The organism is Stenotrophomonas sp. T8 (genome assembly GCF_051853085.1).
GTDB lineage: Bacteria > Pseudomonadota > Gammaproteobacteria > Xanthomonadales > Xanthomonadaceae > Stenotrophomonas > Stenotrophomonas sepilia.
Map to the genome: position 1 here is coordinate 1,017,795 of NZ_CP195329.1, position 16,414 is coordinate 1,034,208.

Genomic DNA, 16,414 nt, shown 5'->3' on the forward strand with positions numbered 1-16,414 from the left:
GATGAACGATGGCAACTGAGCTGACGATGCTGGCCTGGTCGGTGCTGCTGGGCTTCGTCTACATCTTCGCCACCTCCACCGTGGTCACCCGCGAGCGCGGGATGAAGTGGAATGCCTCGGCACGGGATGGCAATTCAAAGCCGCTCAGCCCGCTGGCCGGCCGCCTGCAGCGTGCGCAGTCCAACTTCCTGGAAACCTTCCCGTTCTTCGCCGCTGCCGCCATCGCAGTGGTCGTGGCCGGGCGCAGCAACGACACCACGGCGCTGGCTGCGCAGGCCTACGTCTGGGCGCGTGTGGTCTACCTGCCGCTGTATGCCGCGGGCGTGCCCTACGTGCGCAGCCTGGTCTGGCTCGTATCGCTGCTGTCGATCCTGGCGCTCGTGTTCGCACTTCTGTAAGTCGGCCTGATCCAGATCAAGGCCGCTCAGGCGCGCGGCGCTATGCTGGCCCGGACTGAATCAACGGCAGGAGGCGCGCATGCGCAGGATGGACGTGGTGGTGGTCGGCGCCGGACCGGCGGGCCTGTGCTTCGCGCGCGCGCTGGCCGGCAGTGGCCTGCAGGTCGGGCTGGTCGAAGTGCAGCCGCGCCAGGCCCTGGCCGACGCCGCCTTCGATGGCCGCGAGATCGCGCTGACCCATGCCTCGCGGCAGAGCATGGAGCAACTGGGGCTGTGGCAGCGGCTGCCGCAGGCCGAAGTCGCCGAGCTGCGCGATGCCAGGGTGATGAACGGCGGCTCGCCGTTCGCGTTGACCTTCGCCAGCAGCCAGGTTGATGGCCAGCCGCTGGGCTGGCTGGTGCCCAACCACCTGATCCGCCGCGCCGCCTGGGACGCCGTGCAGGGCCAGGATGGGCTGGAGCTGTTCGACGGGCGCAAGGTGCTGGGCGTGCAGGCCGATGCGCAGGGCCAGGTGGTCAGACTCGATGACGGCAGTCAACTGCACGCGCGCCTGCTGGTCGCGGCTGACAGCCGCTTCTCCGCCACCCGCCGCATGCTTGGCATCGGTGCGCAGATGCGCGACTTCGGCAAGTCGATGCTGGTATGCCGCATGCAGGTCGAGCGCGACCATCACCATACGGCCTGGGAGTGGTTCGCCTACGGCCGCACCATGGCGCTGCTGCCGCTCAACGAGGGCCAGGCATCGGCGGTGATCACGCTGCCGCCGCGGCAGATCGAAGAACTGCTGGCGATGGACGAGGTGGCTTTCGGTGAGGCCATCAGTGCCTGCTTCGAGCATCGGCTGGGCCGCATGCAGCCGGTGGCCACACCGCAGGCGTATCCGCTGGTGGGGGTGTACGCGCACCGTTTCGTCCGCGAGCGTTCCGCGCTGATCGGCGATGCCGCGGTGGGCATGCACCCGGTCACCGCGCACGGCTTCAATCTGGGACTGGCCAGCGCACAGCGGCTGGCACAGGGCATCGTCGCGCAGCAGCGGCGCGGTGCCGACATTGCCGCCGCCGGCATGCTGGCCAGCTACCAACGCGGTCATCGGTTGGCGTCGCGGCCGCTGTACGAGGCCACCAACGCGATCGCCAGCCTGTACACCGACGATCGTCGCCCGGCACGCCTGCTGCGGGCCGCGGGCCTGCGGCTGGCGCAGGGCGTGGCGCCGTTCAGGCAGCTGATCGCCTCGCACCTGACCCAGCGCGTGGCCTGAACACCCTCGGATCAGCCAGCGGCCAGCACGCGGATCTGGCTGTCGGCGAACTCGACCACCTGGCCTGCGCGGATCTTGCAGGCCTTGCGCAGTTCGACCTCACCGTCGACCCGCACCTGGCCCTCGCTGATGACCATCTTGGCCTCGCCGCCGCTGGTGACCAGGTCGGCCAGCTTCAGCAGCTGCTTGAGTTCGACGTAGTCGCCGTCGAGGTCGAATTCGAGAATCTGCATGGAGCGAGGGGTCCTGGAAAGAGGGCGCAGGCCAGCGGCCGGGCCGGGGAGAGGGCGCGTATTGTGCGCCAGCACGGGGCACGACGGCACGCACATGGAAAGCTGTACGCCTCGTTCAGGATCAATGCGGTATCATTCCGCTCTGAGCGAGTGAAATCTCCTCCGACCGAGCAGCGCCAGGGCACGCGATAAGAAGGGCGCCCAAAGCGCGGACCATCACCCTTTTTATCGCACTGCCAGGAAGACGGCAGTGCCTTCGGAGTTCCCCATGTCCCAAGATTCCCAAGCGCCGCTGCAGTTCGCGCAGCTCGGCCTGTCCGAGCCCGTGATGCAGGCGGTCACCGCCATCGGCTACGAAACCCCGTCGCCGATCCAGGCCGCCACCATCCCGGCGATGCTGGAAGGCCGCGATGTGCTGGGCCAGGCCCAGACCGGTACCGGCAAGACCGCTGCGTTCGCACTGCCGGTACTGTCCAACATCGACCTGCAGCAGATCAAGCCCCAGGCCCTGATCCTGGCGCCGACCCGCGAACTGGCCATCCAGGTTGCCGAGGCATTCCAGTCCTATTCGTCGAAGATCCCGGGCTTCCGCGTGCTGCCAGTGTACGGCGGCCAGCCGTACGGCCAGCAGCTGTCGGCCCTGCGCCGTGGCGTGCACATCGTGGTCGGTACTCCCGGCCGCGTGATCGATCACCTGGACCGCAGCACCCTGGACCTGTCCGAGCTGAAGACCCTGGTGCTGGACGAAGCCGATGAAATGCTGCGCATGGGCTTCATCGACGATGTCGAAGCCGTGCTGAAGAAGCTGCCGGAGCAGCGCCAGGTGGCCCTGTTCTCGGCCACCATGCCGCCGCAGATCCGCCGCATCGCGCAGACCTACCTGCAGGACCCGGTGGAAGTGACCATCGCGGCCAAGACCACCACCTCGGCCAACATCCGCCAGCGCTACTGGTGGGTGAGCGGCATGCACAAGCTGGACGCGCTGACCCGCATCCTGGAAGTCGAGCCGTTCGACGCGATGATCATCTTCGCGCGCACCAAGGCCGGCACCGAAGAACTGGCCAGCAAGCTGCAGGCGCGTGGCCTGGCCGCTGCCGCCATCAACGGTGACATGCAGCAGGCCCAGCGCGAGCGCACCATTGCCATGCTGAAGGAAGGCAAGCTGGACATCCTGGTCGCCACCGACGTGGCCGCCCGCGGCCTGGACGTGGAGCGCATCAGCCACGTGCTGAACTACGACATCCCGTACGACACCGAGAGCTACGTGCACCGCATCGGCCGTACCGGCCGTGCCGGCCGCAGCGGCGAGGCGATCCTGTTCGCCACCCCGCGCGAGAAGGGCATGCTGCGCCAGATCGAGCGTGCCACCCGCCAGCCGATCGAAGAGATGCAGCTGCCGAGCGTGGAAGCGGTCAACGACACCCGCATCAACAAGTTCACCTCGCGTATCAGCGAAACGCTCGGCGCCGGCGGCCTGGACTTCTACCGCCAGCTGCTGGAGCGCTTCGAGAACGAGCAGAACGTGCCGGCCATCGAGATCGCCGCCGCGCTGGCCAGGATGCTGCAGGGCGATACCCCGTTCCTGCTGCAGCCGCCGGTGCGTGCCCCGCGTGAAGAGCGCGCGCCGCGCGAGCGCTTCGACCGTGGCGACCGCCCGGAGCGTGGCGATCGCTTCGACCGCAACGAGCGGGGGCCGCGCTTCGAGCGTGGCCCGCGTCGCGACGACGCCGAAGGTGGTTTCGAGCCGCGTCCGCGCCGCGAGGTTCCGCCGCGTGGTGCGCCGGAGCAGGGCATGGAGACCTACCGCATTTCGGTGGGCCACCAGCACGGCGTGAAGCCGGCCAACATCGTCGGCGCCATCGCCAACGAAGCCGGCCTGGAAAGCCGTTTCATCGGCCGCATCGACATCCACGACGACTTCTCGCTGCTGGACCTGCCGGCACAGATGCCGCCGGACGTGCTTTCGCACCTGCAGAAGGTGTGGGTGTCCGGCCAGCAGCTGCAGATGCGACCGCTGGCGGCCGGTGAAGAGATCAACCCGGCCCCGCGTCCGTTCAAGCCGCGCTTCGACAAGCGTGGTCCGGGCGGCCCCGGTGGCCCGCGTCGTGGTGGTCCGGGTGGTCCGGGTGGCCATGGGGGCGACCGCGGCGGTGACCGCGACAGCCGCCCGCCACGTCGTGATGGCTTCAAGCCGCGCGGCCCGCGCAGCTTCTAAGCCGCACCCACAGCCGTCCAGAGCGACGCCGGCCCCCGGGCCGGCGTACAGGAAAAGGGGACGGAGGGGATTAAGTCGTTTTCGGCATAGGCGCATGGCCTGCCATAGACGACTTAATCCCCTCCGTCCCCTTTTTCGCACGGTCAACACATTGCCGGTCATAGGCTGGTCCGGTTCCAAAGGAGGTTGTCACCGCAGCACATTCGGGGGGATCCGGGATGGGTAGGAGTGGCACGGACCAACAGAGCCGGCGGGTGCCGATGACCCGGGGGCTGGGACTGCGATTTGCGTTGTTGACCGGCATGGCGATCGGACTGGTCGCACTGTCGGCGTTGATCCAGGAACTGCAGGCGGCCTCCACCGCCTGGATCGCCGGCCAGGGGTACTGGTCGCGCGGTCAGCAGGATGCGACCGCCGCGCTCAGTCGCTACCTGGCGCGCGGTGATGCCCAGGACCTGGACGATGCACGCCAGGCCCTGCAGGTGCCGTTGGGCGATCTGCAGGCGCGCTTGGCGCTGGAACAGGCGGAGCCTGACGAAGAGAAGGCCCGGCAGGGCTTCCTGCAGGGGGGCAACGCGCACGCCGACATTCCGCGCCTGGTGTTTTCGTTCCGCTACGCGCGCGATATCGGTGCCTTCCGCGAAGCGACCGCGTTATGGCGGCAGACCGACGGGGACCTGATGGCGCTGCAGCGCCTGGTCGATGAGTTGCAGCGGCGGCACGAGGGTGGCCCCGTACTGGCAGCCACGCGTGACCACTACCTGCAGCAGCTGCGCGACCTGGACCAGCGGATGAAGGTGCAGAGCCAGGCGTTCTCGCAGGCGCTGCTGCGGATGGCGACGCTGGTGAGGCTGGCCACGTTGATGGTCGCGGGCCTGTCGGTGCTGGCGATCAGCCTGATGGCGGTGGCCCTGGCGCGCCGCGTCGGCAAGGACCTGACCGAACACGAGAGCCGCTTCCGCGCAGCGTTCTACCAGGCCAACGTCGGCATGCTCAAGCTCGATACCGAAGGCAAGGTGATCGAGGCCAACCAGGCGATGGCCGACATCCTCGATCATCGCCGCGACGTGCTGCTGCAGCTGTCGCTGGCTGACCTGCTGATGGACGGCGAGCTGGTCATTGACGGGGTGGGGCGCATCGATTGGGACCGCCAGCTGCGGCCGAGCGAACTGCGCTTCCGCCGTCGTGATGGCAGCCTGGTCTGGGGCCGCTGGAGCGGCACCGGTGTGCGCAGCGCCGGCGGTGGCCTGTCGGTGTTCGCGATCATCGAAGACGTCAGCCAGAACCATGCACTGGCGCGCGAGATCGAGCACCACGCCAGCCATGACCCGCTGACCGGCCTGATCAACCGGCGCGAGATCGAGCGCCTGCTGGAACGCGCGCTGTTGCAGGTGCGCAGCGAAGGTGGTACGCACGCGCTGTGCTACATCAACCTGGACCATTTCAAGCTGGTCAATGACAGCTTCGGCCATGCCGCCGGCGACCAGATGCTGCGCAGCTTCGCCGATTACCTGGTGGCGGCGGTGCGCGATGGTGACTGGGTGGGCCGGCTGGGTGCGGACGAGTTCGCGGTGTTCCTCGCCCATGCCGGGCAGGACGAGGCCAAGCGCGTGCTGCAGCGCGTGATCCGCAATCTGGGGCAGGCGACGTTCCCGGTGAGCGAGGGCAGCCCGCAGTTGAGCTGCAGCATCGGCGTGGTCGAGGTCAGCGCCGATGCACCGGATGTGAACTGGTTGATGAGCGCCGCCGACAGTGCCTGCTATGCGGCCAAGCAGGCCGGGCGCAACCGCGTGCACTGCTTCAACGAGAACCGCATGGCGCTGGAGGAACGGCGCCGGGAAGCCGAGCGGCTGCAGGGCGTCAGCCTGGCCATGGCCGAGAACCGCATGGTGCTGTATGCGCAGCGCATCGCCCGCGTCGGCGATCCCACCTACCTGCACTATGAGGTGCTGGTGCGCATGCGCGGCAGCGATGGCAGCCTGCACCTGCCGGGCCAGTTCATGCCGGCGGTGGAGCGCTATGGCATGGCCGTGGCGCTGGACCGGCACGTGCTCGGCCTGCTGTTCCGGCACCTGCAGGTGTGCCCGGCGCATGTGCGGCAGCTGGGACTGTGCAACGTCAACGTGTCGGCGCAGTCGATCGCCGAACCCGGCTTCCTCGCCTTCGTCTGCGACCTGCTGGAGCGCAATCGCGCGCTGGCCTCCAAGCTGTGCTTCGAAATCACCGAGACCGCCGCAATCAGCAACCTCAGCCAGGCGCGCGCGTTCATCGATGCGGTGAAGGCGCGCGGCTGCCGGATGGCGCTGGACGATTTCGGCTCCGGGCTGTCCTCGTTCGGCTACCTGCGCCAGCTGCCGGCCGACATCCTGAAGATCGACGGGGCCTTCGTGCGCGACATGGATACCGATCCAGTCAGCCACGCCACCGTGCGCGCGATCAGTGAACTGGGGCGCGAGCTGCAGATGGAGGTGGTGGCCGAATGGGTAGAGACCGCCGAAGTCGCCGCCGCGCTGACCCGGCTTGGGGTGCAGGGCCTGCAGGGCTATGCGGTCGAGCGGCCGCAGCCACTGGAACGGATGACCCTGGCCGACCTGCGGCCGGTGCGTCTGGTGGCCGTGAAAGGTCCTCCCGCCGCAGGTTGAACGCCGTCGGCGACTTTGGTCTACACATGCGTTGCAGCCGCGGCTGCGATAATGCCCGCCAGGGGCGACGCGCAGTGGGCGCGGGCGTAAGCAGGAACAGGACGTGGCGTGGGCGGCAGGCAGTGGCAGTACGGAACAGGGGCGGTGCTGGTCGTGCTGCTGGTGTGGTTGGCGACGCCGTGGCCACTGTGGGCCGCTGCCGTCGAAGCCGGCCGCGATTACCTGCTGGTCGGCGCAGCCACCGATGAACCCACTCCACATCGCGCATGCACGCCGAACATGCTGGCCGGTCACCGGCAGCAGGTGCAGGTGCCTGCGCCGCCGGGCGGCTGGTCGGGGCAACCGCAGGCCCTGGACGTGTTCAATGTGTTCGCTGGCGAAGTCCGCGTGCAGTATGGCGATCGCGAGATCTGCGGCAACATGCATGATGCCCGTACCCGAGACTCACGCTTCCGCGCAGGCATCGGGCTGGTGGCGGTGCCGCCAGCGGGCAGTCACGATCCATTCCTGGTGTCGTGGCAGACGCCGTTGAAGGCGCGTTGGGTACCCACCCTTCGGCTGGGCGCGCCCAGTCCCGTGCAGCAGAACGATACCGCCCGCCTGCTGGTGCGCGCGGCCTGCATCGCCGTGGCGATCGCACTGGCGTTGTCGGCACTGATGGCCTTCCTCACCACCCGCGACCGCAGTTTCCTGGTCTACATCGCCGGTACCACCGTGCTGGTGCTGTGGCAGGCCATCCTCGGTGGCCTCTGCGGCTATCCGGAACCCTGGCTGCCGGTGGGCGAGCGCGGTGCCTGGTGGCTGCTGGTGTTGACTGCGGCCACGCAGGCCCTGGTGCTGCCGGCGCTGTGGCGGCTGAATGGCGGTGATCGCCTGTTGCCGCGTTCGCGTCCGTTCCAGCTGGTGGCGCTTTGGGGATTGCTGGTGTTGGCTGCACTGGTGCCCTGGCTGCCATGGGACAGCCTGGCCTGGGTGGCGCAGGGCCTGCAGGTGTCCTATCTGCTGGGCTGTGGCCTGGCGTTGATGGCCGGGGTGTGGGCACGGCTGCGCGGTGACCGCTGGGCGCAGGCGGGGCTGGCGGCGCTGGCGCCGATGCTGGTGTTGATCCTGGCCGACGCCTGCCGCGCGGCGTGGTTGCTGGAATACCGCGTGGAGGCCCTGCAGCTGGCGGTGACCTGGCTGCTGATGATGGCCGCCTACGCACTGAACCAGCGGCTGGGTCGCCTGCGCCAGCAGCGCGATGAACTGCGCCAGCTGGCCGAGACCGATGGCCTGACCGGCCTGCCCAACCGCCGTGCCGGCCTGCAGCAGCTGGCACGCCACCTGGAGCAGGTTGACCGCGAACGTGGCCCGCTGGTGATCGGCTTCCTCGATATCGATCTGTTCAAGGACATCAATGACCGCCATGGCCACGCCGTGGGGGACCAGGTGCTGGTGGCGGTGGCGCGTGCATTGCGTGCCGCGGTACGCAGCCAGGACCAGGTAGTGCGGATGGGCGGCGAAGAGTTCCTGCTGCTGATGCCGGGCATGCCCCGCGAGGCGGCGTCGGCGCGCCTGGATCGCCTGCGCCGGCACATCACGGAGGCGGCCCGGGCGCTGCAGGTGCCCGGCCTGGAGGTCACCGCCAGCATCGGCCTGGCGCAGTGGCGGTCGGGCGAGGACGATCTCGCCGCGCTGCTGCGCCGGGCCGACCATGCCATGTACGTGGCCAAGCGTGCCGGCCGCAACCGGGTGTTCGACGGCGAAGAACTCGATCCACCCGGCCTGGCATGAAGCGCGGCGGGCGGCGATGCCGGATAATAGGGCGATGACCACCCGACTCAACAAACACATCGCCGACACCGGCTTCTGCTCCCGCCGCGAGGCCGATCGCCTGATCGCCGCCCGCCGGGTCACCGTCAACGGCCATCCGGCCGGCACCGGCGCGGTGGTGGGCGAGGAAGACCAAGTGCTGGTGGATGGCCAGCCACTGCGCGCGCGCGTGGCCCGCAAGCCCGGCGCCCGCCGCCACGTCTACATCGCGCTGAACAAGCCGGTCGGCGTCACCTGCACCACCGAGACGTCGGTCAAGGGCAACATCGTCGACTTCGTCGGCCATGAACAGCGCATCTTCCCGATCGGCCGCCTCGACAAGGACTCCGAAGGCCTGATCCTGATGACCAGCAACGGCGACATCGTCAACCAGATCCTGCGTGCCGAGAATGGCCACCAGAAGGAGTATCTGGTGGCGGTCAACAAGCCGGTCACCGATGAGTTCCTGCGCGGCATGGCGCGTGGTGTGCGCATCCACGACCAGATGACGCTGCCATGCAAGACTTCGCGCATCGCCAAGTTCGGTTTCCGCATCACCCTGCAGCAGGGCCTGAACCGGCAGATCCGCCTGATGGCCGCCGAGTTCGGCTATCGCGTGACCCAGCTGCGCCGCGTGCGCATCGACAACATCAAGATTGGCGCGCTGAAGCCGGGCCAGTGGCGCAACCTGACCGAGCAGGAGCTGCAGGGCCTGCTGCCGAAGCAGCTGGACTGGTAGTGCCCGCCGCTGGCCGGCTGCAATGGGCGCGCGAGGTATCCGGGATGCCGGCCAACGGCCGGCACGACCTGCCATGCGGATTGCGCACCGGCTTCCGCTAGACTTCGCGGTGACCTGCCGGAACGTGACGTTGCATGATCAAGCCCGACAAGCCCGCCAACGAAGCCCTTCGGCTCGAGGCGCTGTACCGCTACCGCATCCTCGATTCGGAGCGTGAAAAATCCTTCGACGACCTGGTGGTGATCGCCAAGGCGGTCTGCGGCACCTCGATGGCGGCGGTGACCCTGATCGATGTCGAACGGCAATGGTTCAAGTCGATCCAGGGCATCGATGCGGCGGAAAACCTGCGCAGCGAATCGATGTGTGGCCATGCCATCCTGCAGCCGCAGCAGATCATGGTGGTCGAGGATGCGCTGCAGGATGTGCGCTTCCACGACAATCCGGTGGTGGTCGGCGATCCGCACATCCGCTTCTATGCCGGCGCGCCGCTGATCAGCTCCGACGGCTTGCCGCTGGGTACGCTGTGCGTGTTCGACGCACAGCCGCAGGACCTGGCCAGCGACAAGGCCGAGGCGCTGGCCGCACTGTCGCGGCAGGTGATGCTGGTGATGGAGTTGCGCCGTTTCGCGCTCGACATCCAGAACCACATGCTGGAACGCGATGATTATGAGCGCCTGCTGTCGGAGTACCACGACGTGCTGCTGGCGCAGAACGCCGACCTGGCCGAGCAGAGCCGCACTGATGCGCTGACCGGCCTGCCGAACCGCCGCGCGATGGCAGCGGCGCTGGACGAGGCCGTGGCGATGACCGGGGAGCAGCCCGCTGAGGCCTGCGTCGCGCTGCTGGACATCGATCATTTCAAGCACATCAACGACTTCCAGGGCCACGCCACCGGCGACCGCGTGCTGGCCGAACTGGGCGCGCTGCTGCGGTCGCACTTTGCCGGCCGTGGCATGGCGGCGCGCTATGGCGGCGAGGAGTTCGTGGCAGTGATGCCCGCAACCGACCTGCGCACCGCCGAACTTCAGTGCGAGTTCCTGCGCCTGGCCGTGGCCGACCTGCCACTGGGCTTCCCGGTCACGATCAGTATCGGCATCGCCCAGCACCAGCCCGGTGAAAGCGTGGACGACACGCTGGCACGTGCCGACAAGGCGCTGTACCGGGCCAAGGGCAATGGCCGCAACCGGGTGGAAGTAGCGGGCTGAAGCGCCCCGCCCGGTAGATCCACGCCATGCGTGGATGCTCTTCCCGATTCACATCGCGTCGCAGCGCCTGCGATCAAGAGCGGGCAGCATGACGCCCTGTTTTCCCGGACGCCGACCATGTTGCAGACCCTGGCCATCGCCCACTATCGCTCGCTGCACGGGTTGGTATTGCCGCTGCAGCAGTTGAATGTGGTGACCGGCGACAATGGCAGTGGCAAGTCCAGCCTCTACCGCGCGCTGCGCCTGCTGGCCGAGACCGCGCAGGGCGGCGTCGCGGCGGTGCTGGCCCGCGAAGGTGGGCTGGGCTCGGCGCTGTGGGCGGGCCCGGAAAAAATAGACCGTCGGGTTGCTGCCGGCGAAATCCCCTTGCAGGGCGGCCCACGCCAGGAATCGGTGGGATTGAAGCTCGGCTTCACCACCGACGAATTCGGCTACGCCATCGATCTCGGCTACCCGCCGCCCAGCCGTTCGGCGTTTGCGCTGGACCCGCAGATCAAGGCCGAGGCGATCTGGGCGGGGCCGTTCCTGCGCAGCGCCAACCAGCTGGTCGATCGTCGCGGGGCGATGGTGCGGCAGCGCCATGCGCGCGGTTGGGATCTGGTGGATGACCGGTTGTCGCTGTTCGACAGCCTGTTCACCCAGGTCGGCGATCCGCAGCGCATGCCCGAAACGATCACCCTGCGTGAGTACATCCGTTGCTGGCGCTTCTATGACCATTTCCGCAGCGATGGCGATGCCCCGGCGCGGCAACCGGCGATGGCCACGCGCACGCCGGTGCTGCATCACGATGGCCGGGACCTGGCGGCGGCCTGGGTGACCATCCTCGAGATCGGCGACCCGGTTGCGTTGGCACGCAGCGTCGATGACGCGTTCCCGGGCGCCACGGTCGATTTCGAGGCGCTGGATGGACGCCTGGCGCTGCGCTTCCACCAACCTGGGTTGCTGCGGCCATTGTCGATGGCCGAGCTCTCCGACGGCACGCTGCGCTTCCTGCTGCTGGCGGCGGCGCTGCACACACCACGCCCACCGCCGCTGATGGTGCTCAACGAACCGGAGACCAGCCTGCACCCGGACCTGCTGCCGGCGCTGGCGCGGCTCATCATCGCAGCCAGTGCGCGCAGCCAGGTATGGGTGGTGTCGCACGCCAGCCGGCTGATCGCGGCGTTGGAACAGGCGCCAGGGTGCCATTCGCTGCATCTGTACAAGGAACAGGGCCGCACGCTGTTGAGCGGGCAGGGCCTGCTGGATGCGCCGGCCTGGCATTGGCCGCAGCGCTGATGCGGCCATCCACGCCATGCGTGGATGCACTCAATCGGCGATGTTGCGCGCTTCGGCCGTGCCGAGGATTTCCGGATGCTGCACCGGCTTGCGGCGGTTCAGCAGCGGATGCAGGAACACCGCGCCGACGATGATCGCCACGCCCAGGTAGAACCACGGGGTGACTTCGTGCTGCTCGCGCAGCAGCACCACCGCCAGTACCACCGCATAGACCGGCTCCAGGTTGGTCACCAGCTGCACCGTGTAGGCGCTCAGGTGGCGCAGTGCGACCAGGGCCAGGGCGAACGGCAGCAGCGTGCAGAATCCGGCCAGCACCAGCAGCAGGATCCCGTCGTGCAGATTCGGGACCACCCACAGCGGGCTGGCCAGCGCCGGCAGCAGATAGGGCATCAGCGGCGCCAGCAGGGTCAGTGTGAGGGTGCCGGCACCCAGCTCCAGCGCGGTGACCGTGAGCGGATCGGCATGGCTGACCATGCGCTTGTTGAGCGAACCGAACACCGCCACCAGCAGCGCCGAGATCGCGCCGATCAACACACCCAGGCGCATGCCATCGGGCACGCCACCGACCACCAGCGCAACACCCGGCAGCACCGCCAGGCCAAACGCCAGCTCACGCAGCTGGAACGGCCGCTTGGCCACCCACGGCTCGATGATCGAGGTGAACACCGGTGCCAGTGCGATGCAGGTGGCAGCCACCGAGGCATTGGCCAGCTTCACCGCGCCGTAGAACGTCAGCCAGTGCAGGGCGACCAGCGCGCCGATACCGGCGTAGCCGGCGACCAGCCGCGGGGGCAGGGTGCGCAACCCGCGCCAGACCCGCGGCAGCAGGGCCAGCATCGCCGTCACCAGCAGCATGCGCCACCACACCAGCGGCAGTGCGGGCAGGGTGATCAGCTTGCCGAGGATGGCCGTGATGCCCCACAGCAGGACACAGAAATGGATCTGCCACAGCGCTTTGCGGGTGTCGGGTGTGCTCATCGGCCTATTGTGAGGCAATCGTATGGTCGCCGGCGACGCCTGTGGCATGCTCGCTGAAACTCCTCAGGGGAACCCTGCAATGGCTGCCAACCGCTCCGCCCTGCGTGCATGGGCAGCACTGACTGCACTGGTGGCCGCCACCGCCTTGCTGCTGCAATACCTGTTGCTGCTACGCGGCCCCGGGGCGGCTGCCGGGGTCGGCATGGCGACACTGCGCTTCGTTGGTTACTTCACGATTCTCAGCAACCTGGCGGTGTGCCTGGGATGCGTCAGGCTGATCCGTGCGGGTGTGCTGGACACGACTGTCGCCGCGGTGATCGCGTTGTGCATCGGGGTGACCGCGTGCATCTACGTGCTGGCGTTGCAGGGGCTGTGGCAGCCCACCGGGCTGCAATGGTGGGTCGATGCCGGCCTGCACTACGCTGTGCCGGCGCTGTATCTGCTGGGGTGGTGGTGGCTGCTGCCGCATGGGGCGCTGCGCTGGCGCGCGCTGGGCGGTGTGCTGCTGGTACCACTGGTCTACCTCGGCTGGGCGATGCTGGTCGCTGCAATGACCGGACAGGCGCCGTATCCGTTCCTCGAACTGCAACGCCTGGGGCTGGCGGCCTTCCTGCTCAACGTGCTGCGCGTTGCGGGCGTGTTCGTGGTGGGGTGGACCCTGCTGTGGGGGCTGGACCGCTGGCGCCGTCGATGAGGCGCTGCAGGGCCATCGCTGCGGCCGGGTTGCGGGCCTTGCCGGCACCGATGCACAGCAGGTAGACCTCGCGCGGGGTTTCCGGGGCGGGCGCGGCCAGGCAGGGCAGGTCGTCCACCGGCTCGCCGCGTGACCAGCGTCGTGCGCGTTCAGCCCAACGCTGCTGCACGGACGCAGGCAGGCCCTCGTTCAAGCGGGCCTGGCTGCGCTTGATCCGCGCGTAGACGAAGCCCGCACTGACATCGCCATGCAATGGCGCCTCGTCGCTGTCCTCGATCACCAGCGCCACGCCGTGGCGGCGCGCGGCGGCGACCAGAGCCGGTCCATGTGCCTCGGCGTTGCGCACTTCCAGAGCGTGCTGCAACGGCACGCCCTCGAGCTGCTTCGGCAGCTGCGCCATGAGCGCTTCCAATGCATCGGCGTCGGCCGGATGGTACGGATCGAACTGCCACAGCAGCGGGCCGAGCCGGTCACCGAGCGCAAGTGCCGCCTGCAGGAACGGCGTGGCCGCTTCCACGGTGCTGGCCAGGTCGCGGCGCTGCACCAGGTAGCGTGGCGCCTTCATCGAGAAACGGAAGCCTTCCGGCGTCTGCGCGGCCCACTGCGCGCACTGGGCCGCAGTCGGCGTGCGGTAGAAGGTGCCGTTGATCTCGATGCAGCGCAGGGCGCGGCTGGCATGGGCCAGTTCCTCGCGCTGCGGCAGTCCCACCGGATAGAACATGCCGCCGCGCCACTCGGGAAATACCCAGCCGCCAATACCGCAGCGGATCGCCATCTGGCCGGCAGCGGTCACTGGCTGTGGTCCTCGCGCCAGGGGTCGTAGCTGCCGAACCACCACAGGTAGCCTTCAGGATCGGCACAGGCATAGCCGCGGCCGCCGTAGTCCTGGTCGGCAATGTCGATGACGATGCGCGCTCCAGCCGCCTTGGCCCGCGCATAGTGCGCATCGACATCGGTGACGATCACGTAGGCACTCTGGGTCTGGCGGCCGCCGACTTCTCCGGGCAGGACCGCGTGTTCGCTCCACGCGCTCTGGTTGTTGGCCGAGCCGAGCATGATCATGCCGTTGCCGAAGGTGAGCTGGGCATGGAAAACCGTATCGCCATCGGCATACACGGCCTGGGCATGGAAGCCGAAGGCCCGTTGCAGCCAGTCGATGGCGGCCAGCGCGTCGCGGTAGCGCAGGCACGGAATGATGGTGGAGCCGTTGCTTGGTTGGCCGTTGCCGCCCATGACACCCCTCCTATGGCACGGGGCAGGGTGCATCGGCGACCGTTACCATCCTGCGAAACCCCGGTGACGGCCTGCACATGGCCGCTACCCCTGTTCGGAGATGGTGCTCGATGAAAACCTGGATCGGAGGAGCCGTGCTGCTGGCGTGCACGACCATGGCCAATGCGGCGACCCCGCAGCAGCTGCAGGACCTGGATGCGACCGTCGAGCGCGTGCGCACGCAGTTCGACGTGCCCGGCATCGCCGTGGCCGTGGTCAAGGACGGCCAGGTGGTGCTGGAACGTGGCTGGGGCGTGCGCGAGCAGGGCAAGCCGGAACCGGTGCAGGCCGACACCCTGTTTGCCATCGCTTCCAATACCAAGGCGTTCACCGCCACCTCGCTGAACCTGCTGGCCGAGGACGGCAAGCTGAAGATGGATGACAAGGTGATCGACCACCTGCCGTCGTTCCGCATGTCCGATCCGTTCGTGACCGGGCAGATGACGATCCGCGACCTGCTGTCGCATCGCAGCGGGCTGAGCCTGGGCGCCGGTGACCTGCTGTTCTGGCCGGCTACCTCCTACAGCAACGCCGAAGTGGTGGAGCGACTGGGCAGGGTGCCGCTGAAGGGCGGCTTCCGCGAAAGCTATGCCTACGACAATATCCTGTACGCGGTCGCCCAACAGGTGATCGAGCGCGTGTCCGGCATGAGCTACCAGCAGTTCCTGCAGACGCGCATCTTCGACAAGGTGGGGATGGCCGGCACGCGCTACAACGCCGACCACCTGAAGCCAGGTGACAAGGCGGCGGTCGGCCACGCCAAGTACGATTTCAAGGACCTGCGCACCGTTGCACCGCTGACCTGGTCGAACAATGCCGGCGCCGGTGGCATCTATTCCAGCGCGCACGACATGGCGCGCTGGATGCAGGTGCAGCTGGCAGAAGGCAAGCTGGCTGACGGCACGCCGTTGTTCAGCGAGAAGAGCCAGCAGCAGATGTGGCGGATGATCACCCCGCAGTCGATCCCGGCGCCGAGCGTGCCGGAGCTGGCACCGGCGCGGGCCAACTTCGCCGGCTATGGCGAAGGCTGGAGCCTGAGCGACTACCGCGGGCAGAAGCTGGTCTGGCACACCGGTGGCTGGCCGGGCATGGTCTCGCGGTTGACCCTGGTGCCAGGCGAGAAGCTGGGCGTGGTGGTGCTGACCAACCAGGAAGTGGGTGCGGCGTTCAATGCGATCACCCTGAGCGTGCTTGACGCTTACCTGGGCGGAGAAAAGCACGATTGGGTGGACGCCTATGCCAAGGCCGTGGCCAAGGGTCAGGACAAGGCCGACGAGGCCTGGGCCAAGCACCAGAGCGCACGCGACAAGGGCAGCAGGCCATCGCTGGCGCTGGCCGGCTACACCGGCAGCTTCCGTGACCGCTGGTATGGCGACATGCAGATCAGCGCCGAAGGCAAGGGTCTGCGCCTGCGCTTTGCGAAGACCGCGCAGCTGAGCGGGCGCCTGGAGCACTGGCAGCACGACACCTTCATCGTGCGCTGGGACGACCGTTCGCTCAACGCCGACGCCTTCGTGAACTTCAGCCTGGACCCGGACGGCAAGGTACGCGAGGTGCGCATGCAGCCGATTTCCGACCTGACCGATTTCAGTTTCGATTTCCAGGACCTGCTGTTCACCCCGGTCAAAGAATGAGGGTAGCGCCGGCCGCTGGCCGGCAACCTCATGATCCCTGGAAACGTCGCGAGGTTGCCGGCCGGCGGCCGGCACTA

Annotated in this window: 14 protein-coding genes; 10 read left to right on the forward strand and 4 right to left on the reverse strand. The window is 68.1% G+C overall.

The genetic code is table 11. The features are described 5' to 3' along the window. Positions 1-8 precede the first annotated feature (8 nt). Together ACSDHM_RS04775 and ubiM are read left to right on the forward strand one after the other, a co-directional pair. Complete coding sequence (locus ACSDHM_RS04775) at positions 9-398, forward strand: MAPEG family protein (protein ID WP_072166838.1); 390 nt, start codon at positions 9-11, stop codon at positions 396-398. A gap of 79 nt (positions 399-477) precedes the next feature. Beyond that, positions 478-1,656, forward strand: a complete 1,179-nt coding sequence (gene ubiM, locus ACSDHM_RS04780) for a 5-demethoxyubiquinol-8 5-hydroxylase UbiM (protein ID WP_088496920.1) — start codon at positions 478-480, stop codon at positions 1,654-1,656. Between the two features lie 11 nt (positions 1,657-1,667). On the opposite strand, the gene ACSDHM_RS04785 is transcribed toward ubiM, so the two are convergent. Further along, the gene (locus tag ACSDHM_RS04785; protein WP_014036469.1) at positions 1,668-1,889 is read right to left on the reverse strand and encodes an RNA-binding S4 domain-containing protein; all 222 of its coding nucleotides are present in this window, start codon (positions 1,887-1,889) and stop codon (positions 1,668-1,670) included. Between the two features lie 268 nt (positions 1,890-2,157). Between ACSDHM_RS04785 and ACSDHM_RS04790 the strand changes: the two genes are divergently transcribed. The 6 genes from ACSDHM_RS04790 (at position 2,158) to ACSDHM_RS04815 (ending at position 11,759) form a co-directional block, all read left to right on the forward strand. Continuing rightward, positions 2,158-4,104, forward strand: coding sequence for a DEAD/DEAH box helicase (locus ACSDHM_RS04790; protein WP_053497041.1), 1,947 nt, complete (start codon positions 2,158-2,160; stop codon positions 4,102-4,104). Positions 4,105-4,322: 218 nt separating this feature from the next. Then, entirely contained in the window at positions 4,323-6,746 is a 2,424-nt protein-coding gene (locus ACSDHM_RS04795; RefSeq protein WP_439426702.1) for a putative bifunctional diguanylate cyclase/phosphodiesterase, read from the forward strand. Between the two features lie 108 nt (positions 6,747-6,854). Further along, positions 6,855-8,519, forward strand: coding sequence for a sensor domain-containing diguanylate cyclase (locus ACSDHM_RS04800; protein ID WP_334271688.1), 1,665 nt, complete (start codon positions 6,855-6,857; stop codon positions 8,517-8,519). A gap of 34 nt (positions 8,520-8,553) precedes the next feature. Continuing rightward, the gene (locus ACSDHM_RS04805; protein ID WP_019659152.1) at positions 8,554-9,276 is read left to right on the forward strand and encodes a pseudouridine synthase; all 723 of its coding nucleotides are present in this window, start codon (positions 8,554-8,556) and stop codon (positions 9,274-9,276) included. Positions 9,277-9,410: 134 nt separating this feature from the next. Further along, positions 9,411-10,481, forward strand: coding sequence for a sensor domain-containing diguanylate cyclase (locus ACSDHM_RS04810; protein WP_151355428.1), 1,071 nt, complete (start codon positions 9,411-9,413; stop codon positions 10,479-10,481). A 117-nt stretch (positions 10,482-10,598) separates the two neighbouring features. Then, the gene (locus ACSDHM_RS04815) at positions 10,599-11,759 is read left to right on the forward strand and encodes an AAA family ATPase (RefSeq protein ID WP_061479505.1); all 1,161 of its coding nucleotides are present in this window, start codon (positions 10,599-10,601) and stop codon (positions 11,757-11,759) included. A gap of 30 nt (positions 11,760-11,789) precedes the next feature. Here the strand turns inward: ACSDHM_RS04815 and ACSDHM_RS04820 are convergent, their stop codons facing one another. Continuing rightward, positions 11,790-12,737 carry a DMT family transporter gene (locus ACSDHM_RS04820; RefSeq protein ID WP_005415820.1) on the reverse strand — a complete coding sequence of 316 codons (948 nt, stop codon included), beginning with the start codon at positions 12,735-12,737 and terminating at the stop codon, positions 11,790-11,792. Positions 12,738-12,816: 79 nt separating this feature from the next. Here ACSDHM_RS04820 and ACSDHM_RS04825 point away from each other — a divergent pair, with 79 nt between their 5' ends. After that, positions 12,817-13,431, forward strand: a complete 615-nt coding sequence (locus ACSDHM_RS04825; RefSeq protein WP_072166832.1) for a Pr6Pr family membrane protein — start codon at positions 12,817-12,819, stop codon at positions 13,429-13,431. Here ACSDHM_RS04825 and ACSDHM_RS04830 read toward each other — a convergent pair. Together ACSDHM_RS04830 and ACSDHM_RS04835 are read right to left on the reverse strand one after the other, a co-directional pair. Beyond that, positions 13,352-14,224 carry a DUF72 domain-containing protein gene (locus tag ACSDHM_RS04830; protein ID WP_111008399.1) on the reverse strand — a complete coding sequence of 291 codons (873 nt, stop codon included), beginning with the start codon at positions 14,222-14,224 and terminating at the stop codon, positions 13,352-13,354. The two genes, ACSDHM_RS04825 and ACSDHM_RS04830, sit on opposite strands and share 80 nt — an antisense overlap. After that, the gene (locus ACSDHM_RS04835) at positions 14,221-14,664 is read right to left on the reverse strand and encodes a VOC family protein (protein WP_439426703.1); all 444 of its coding nucleotides are present in this window, start codon (positions 14,662-14,664) and stop codon (positions 14,221-14,223) included. Before ACSDHM_RS04835 ends, ACSDHM_RS04830 begins: the two co-directional genes overlap by 4 nt. A 110-nt stretch (positions 14,665-14,774) precedes the next feature. Here ACSDHM_RS04835 and ACSDHM_RS04840 point away from each other — a divergent pair, with 110 nt between their 5' ends. Next, positions 14,775-16,337, forward strand: a complete 1,563-nt coding sequence (locus ACSDHM_RS04840) for a serine hydrolase (protein WP_088496926.1) — start codon at positions 14,775-14,777, stop codon at positions 16,335-16,337. The last annotated feature ends 77 nt before the right edge of the window (positions 16,338-16,414 follow it).

Coding starts and splice junctions, on each gene's coding strand:
- ACSDHM_RS04825 (WP_072166832.1), top strand. CDS start 12,817: ATGGCTGCCAACCGCTCCGCCCTGCGTGCATGGGCAGCACTGACTGCA.
- ACSDHM_RS04835 (WP_439426703.1), bottom strand. CDS start 14,664: ATGGGCGGCAACGGCCAACCAAGCAACGGCTCCACCATCATTCCGTGC.
- ACSDHM_RS04790 (WP_053497041.1), top strand. CDS start 2,158: ATGTCCCAAGATTCCCAAGCGCCGCTGCAGTTCGCGCAGCTCGGCCTG.
- ACSDHM_RS04785 (WP_014036469.1), bottom strand. CDS start 1,889: ATGCAGATTCTCGAATTCGACCTCGACGGCGACTACGTCGAACTCAAG.
- ACSDHM_RS04810 (WP_151355428.1), top strand. CDS start 9,411: ATGATCAAGCCCGACAAGCCCGCCAACGAAGCCCTTCGGCTCGAGGCG.
- ACSDHM_RS04820 (WP_005415820.1), bottom strand. CDS start 12,737: ATGAGCACACCCGACACCCGCAAAGCGCTGTGGCAGATCCATTTCTGT.
- ACSDHM_RS04815 (WP_061479505.1), top strand. CDS start 10,599: ATGTTGCAGACCCTGGCCATCGCCCACTATCGCTCGCTGCACGGGTTG.
- ACSDHM_RS04775 (WP_072166838.1), top strand. CDS start 9: ATGGCAACTGAGCTGACGATGCTGGCCTGGTCGGTGCTGCTGGGCTTC.
- ACSDHM_RS04805 (WP_019659152.1), top strand. CDS start 8,554: ATGACCACCCGACTCAACAAACACATCGCCGACACCGGCTTCTGCTCC.
- ACSDHM_RS04840 (WP_088496926.1), top strand. CDS start 14,775: ATGAAAACCTGGATCGGAGGAGCCGTGCTGCTGGCGTGCACGACCATG.
- ubiM (WP_088496920.1), top strand. CDS start 478: ATGCGCAGGATGGACGTGGTGGTGGTCGGCGCCGGACCGGCGGGCCTG.
- ACSDHM_RS04795 (WP_439426702.1), top strand. CDS start 4,323: ATGGGTAGGAGTGGCACGGACCAACAGAGCCGGCGGGTGCCGATGACC.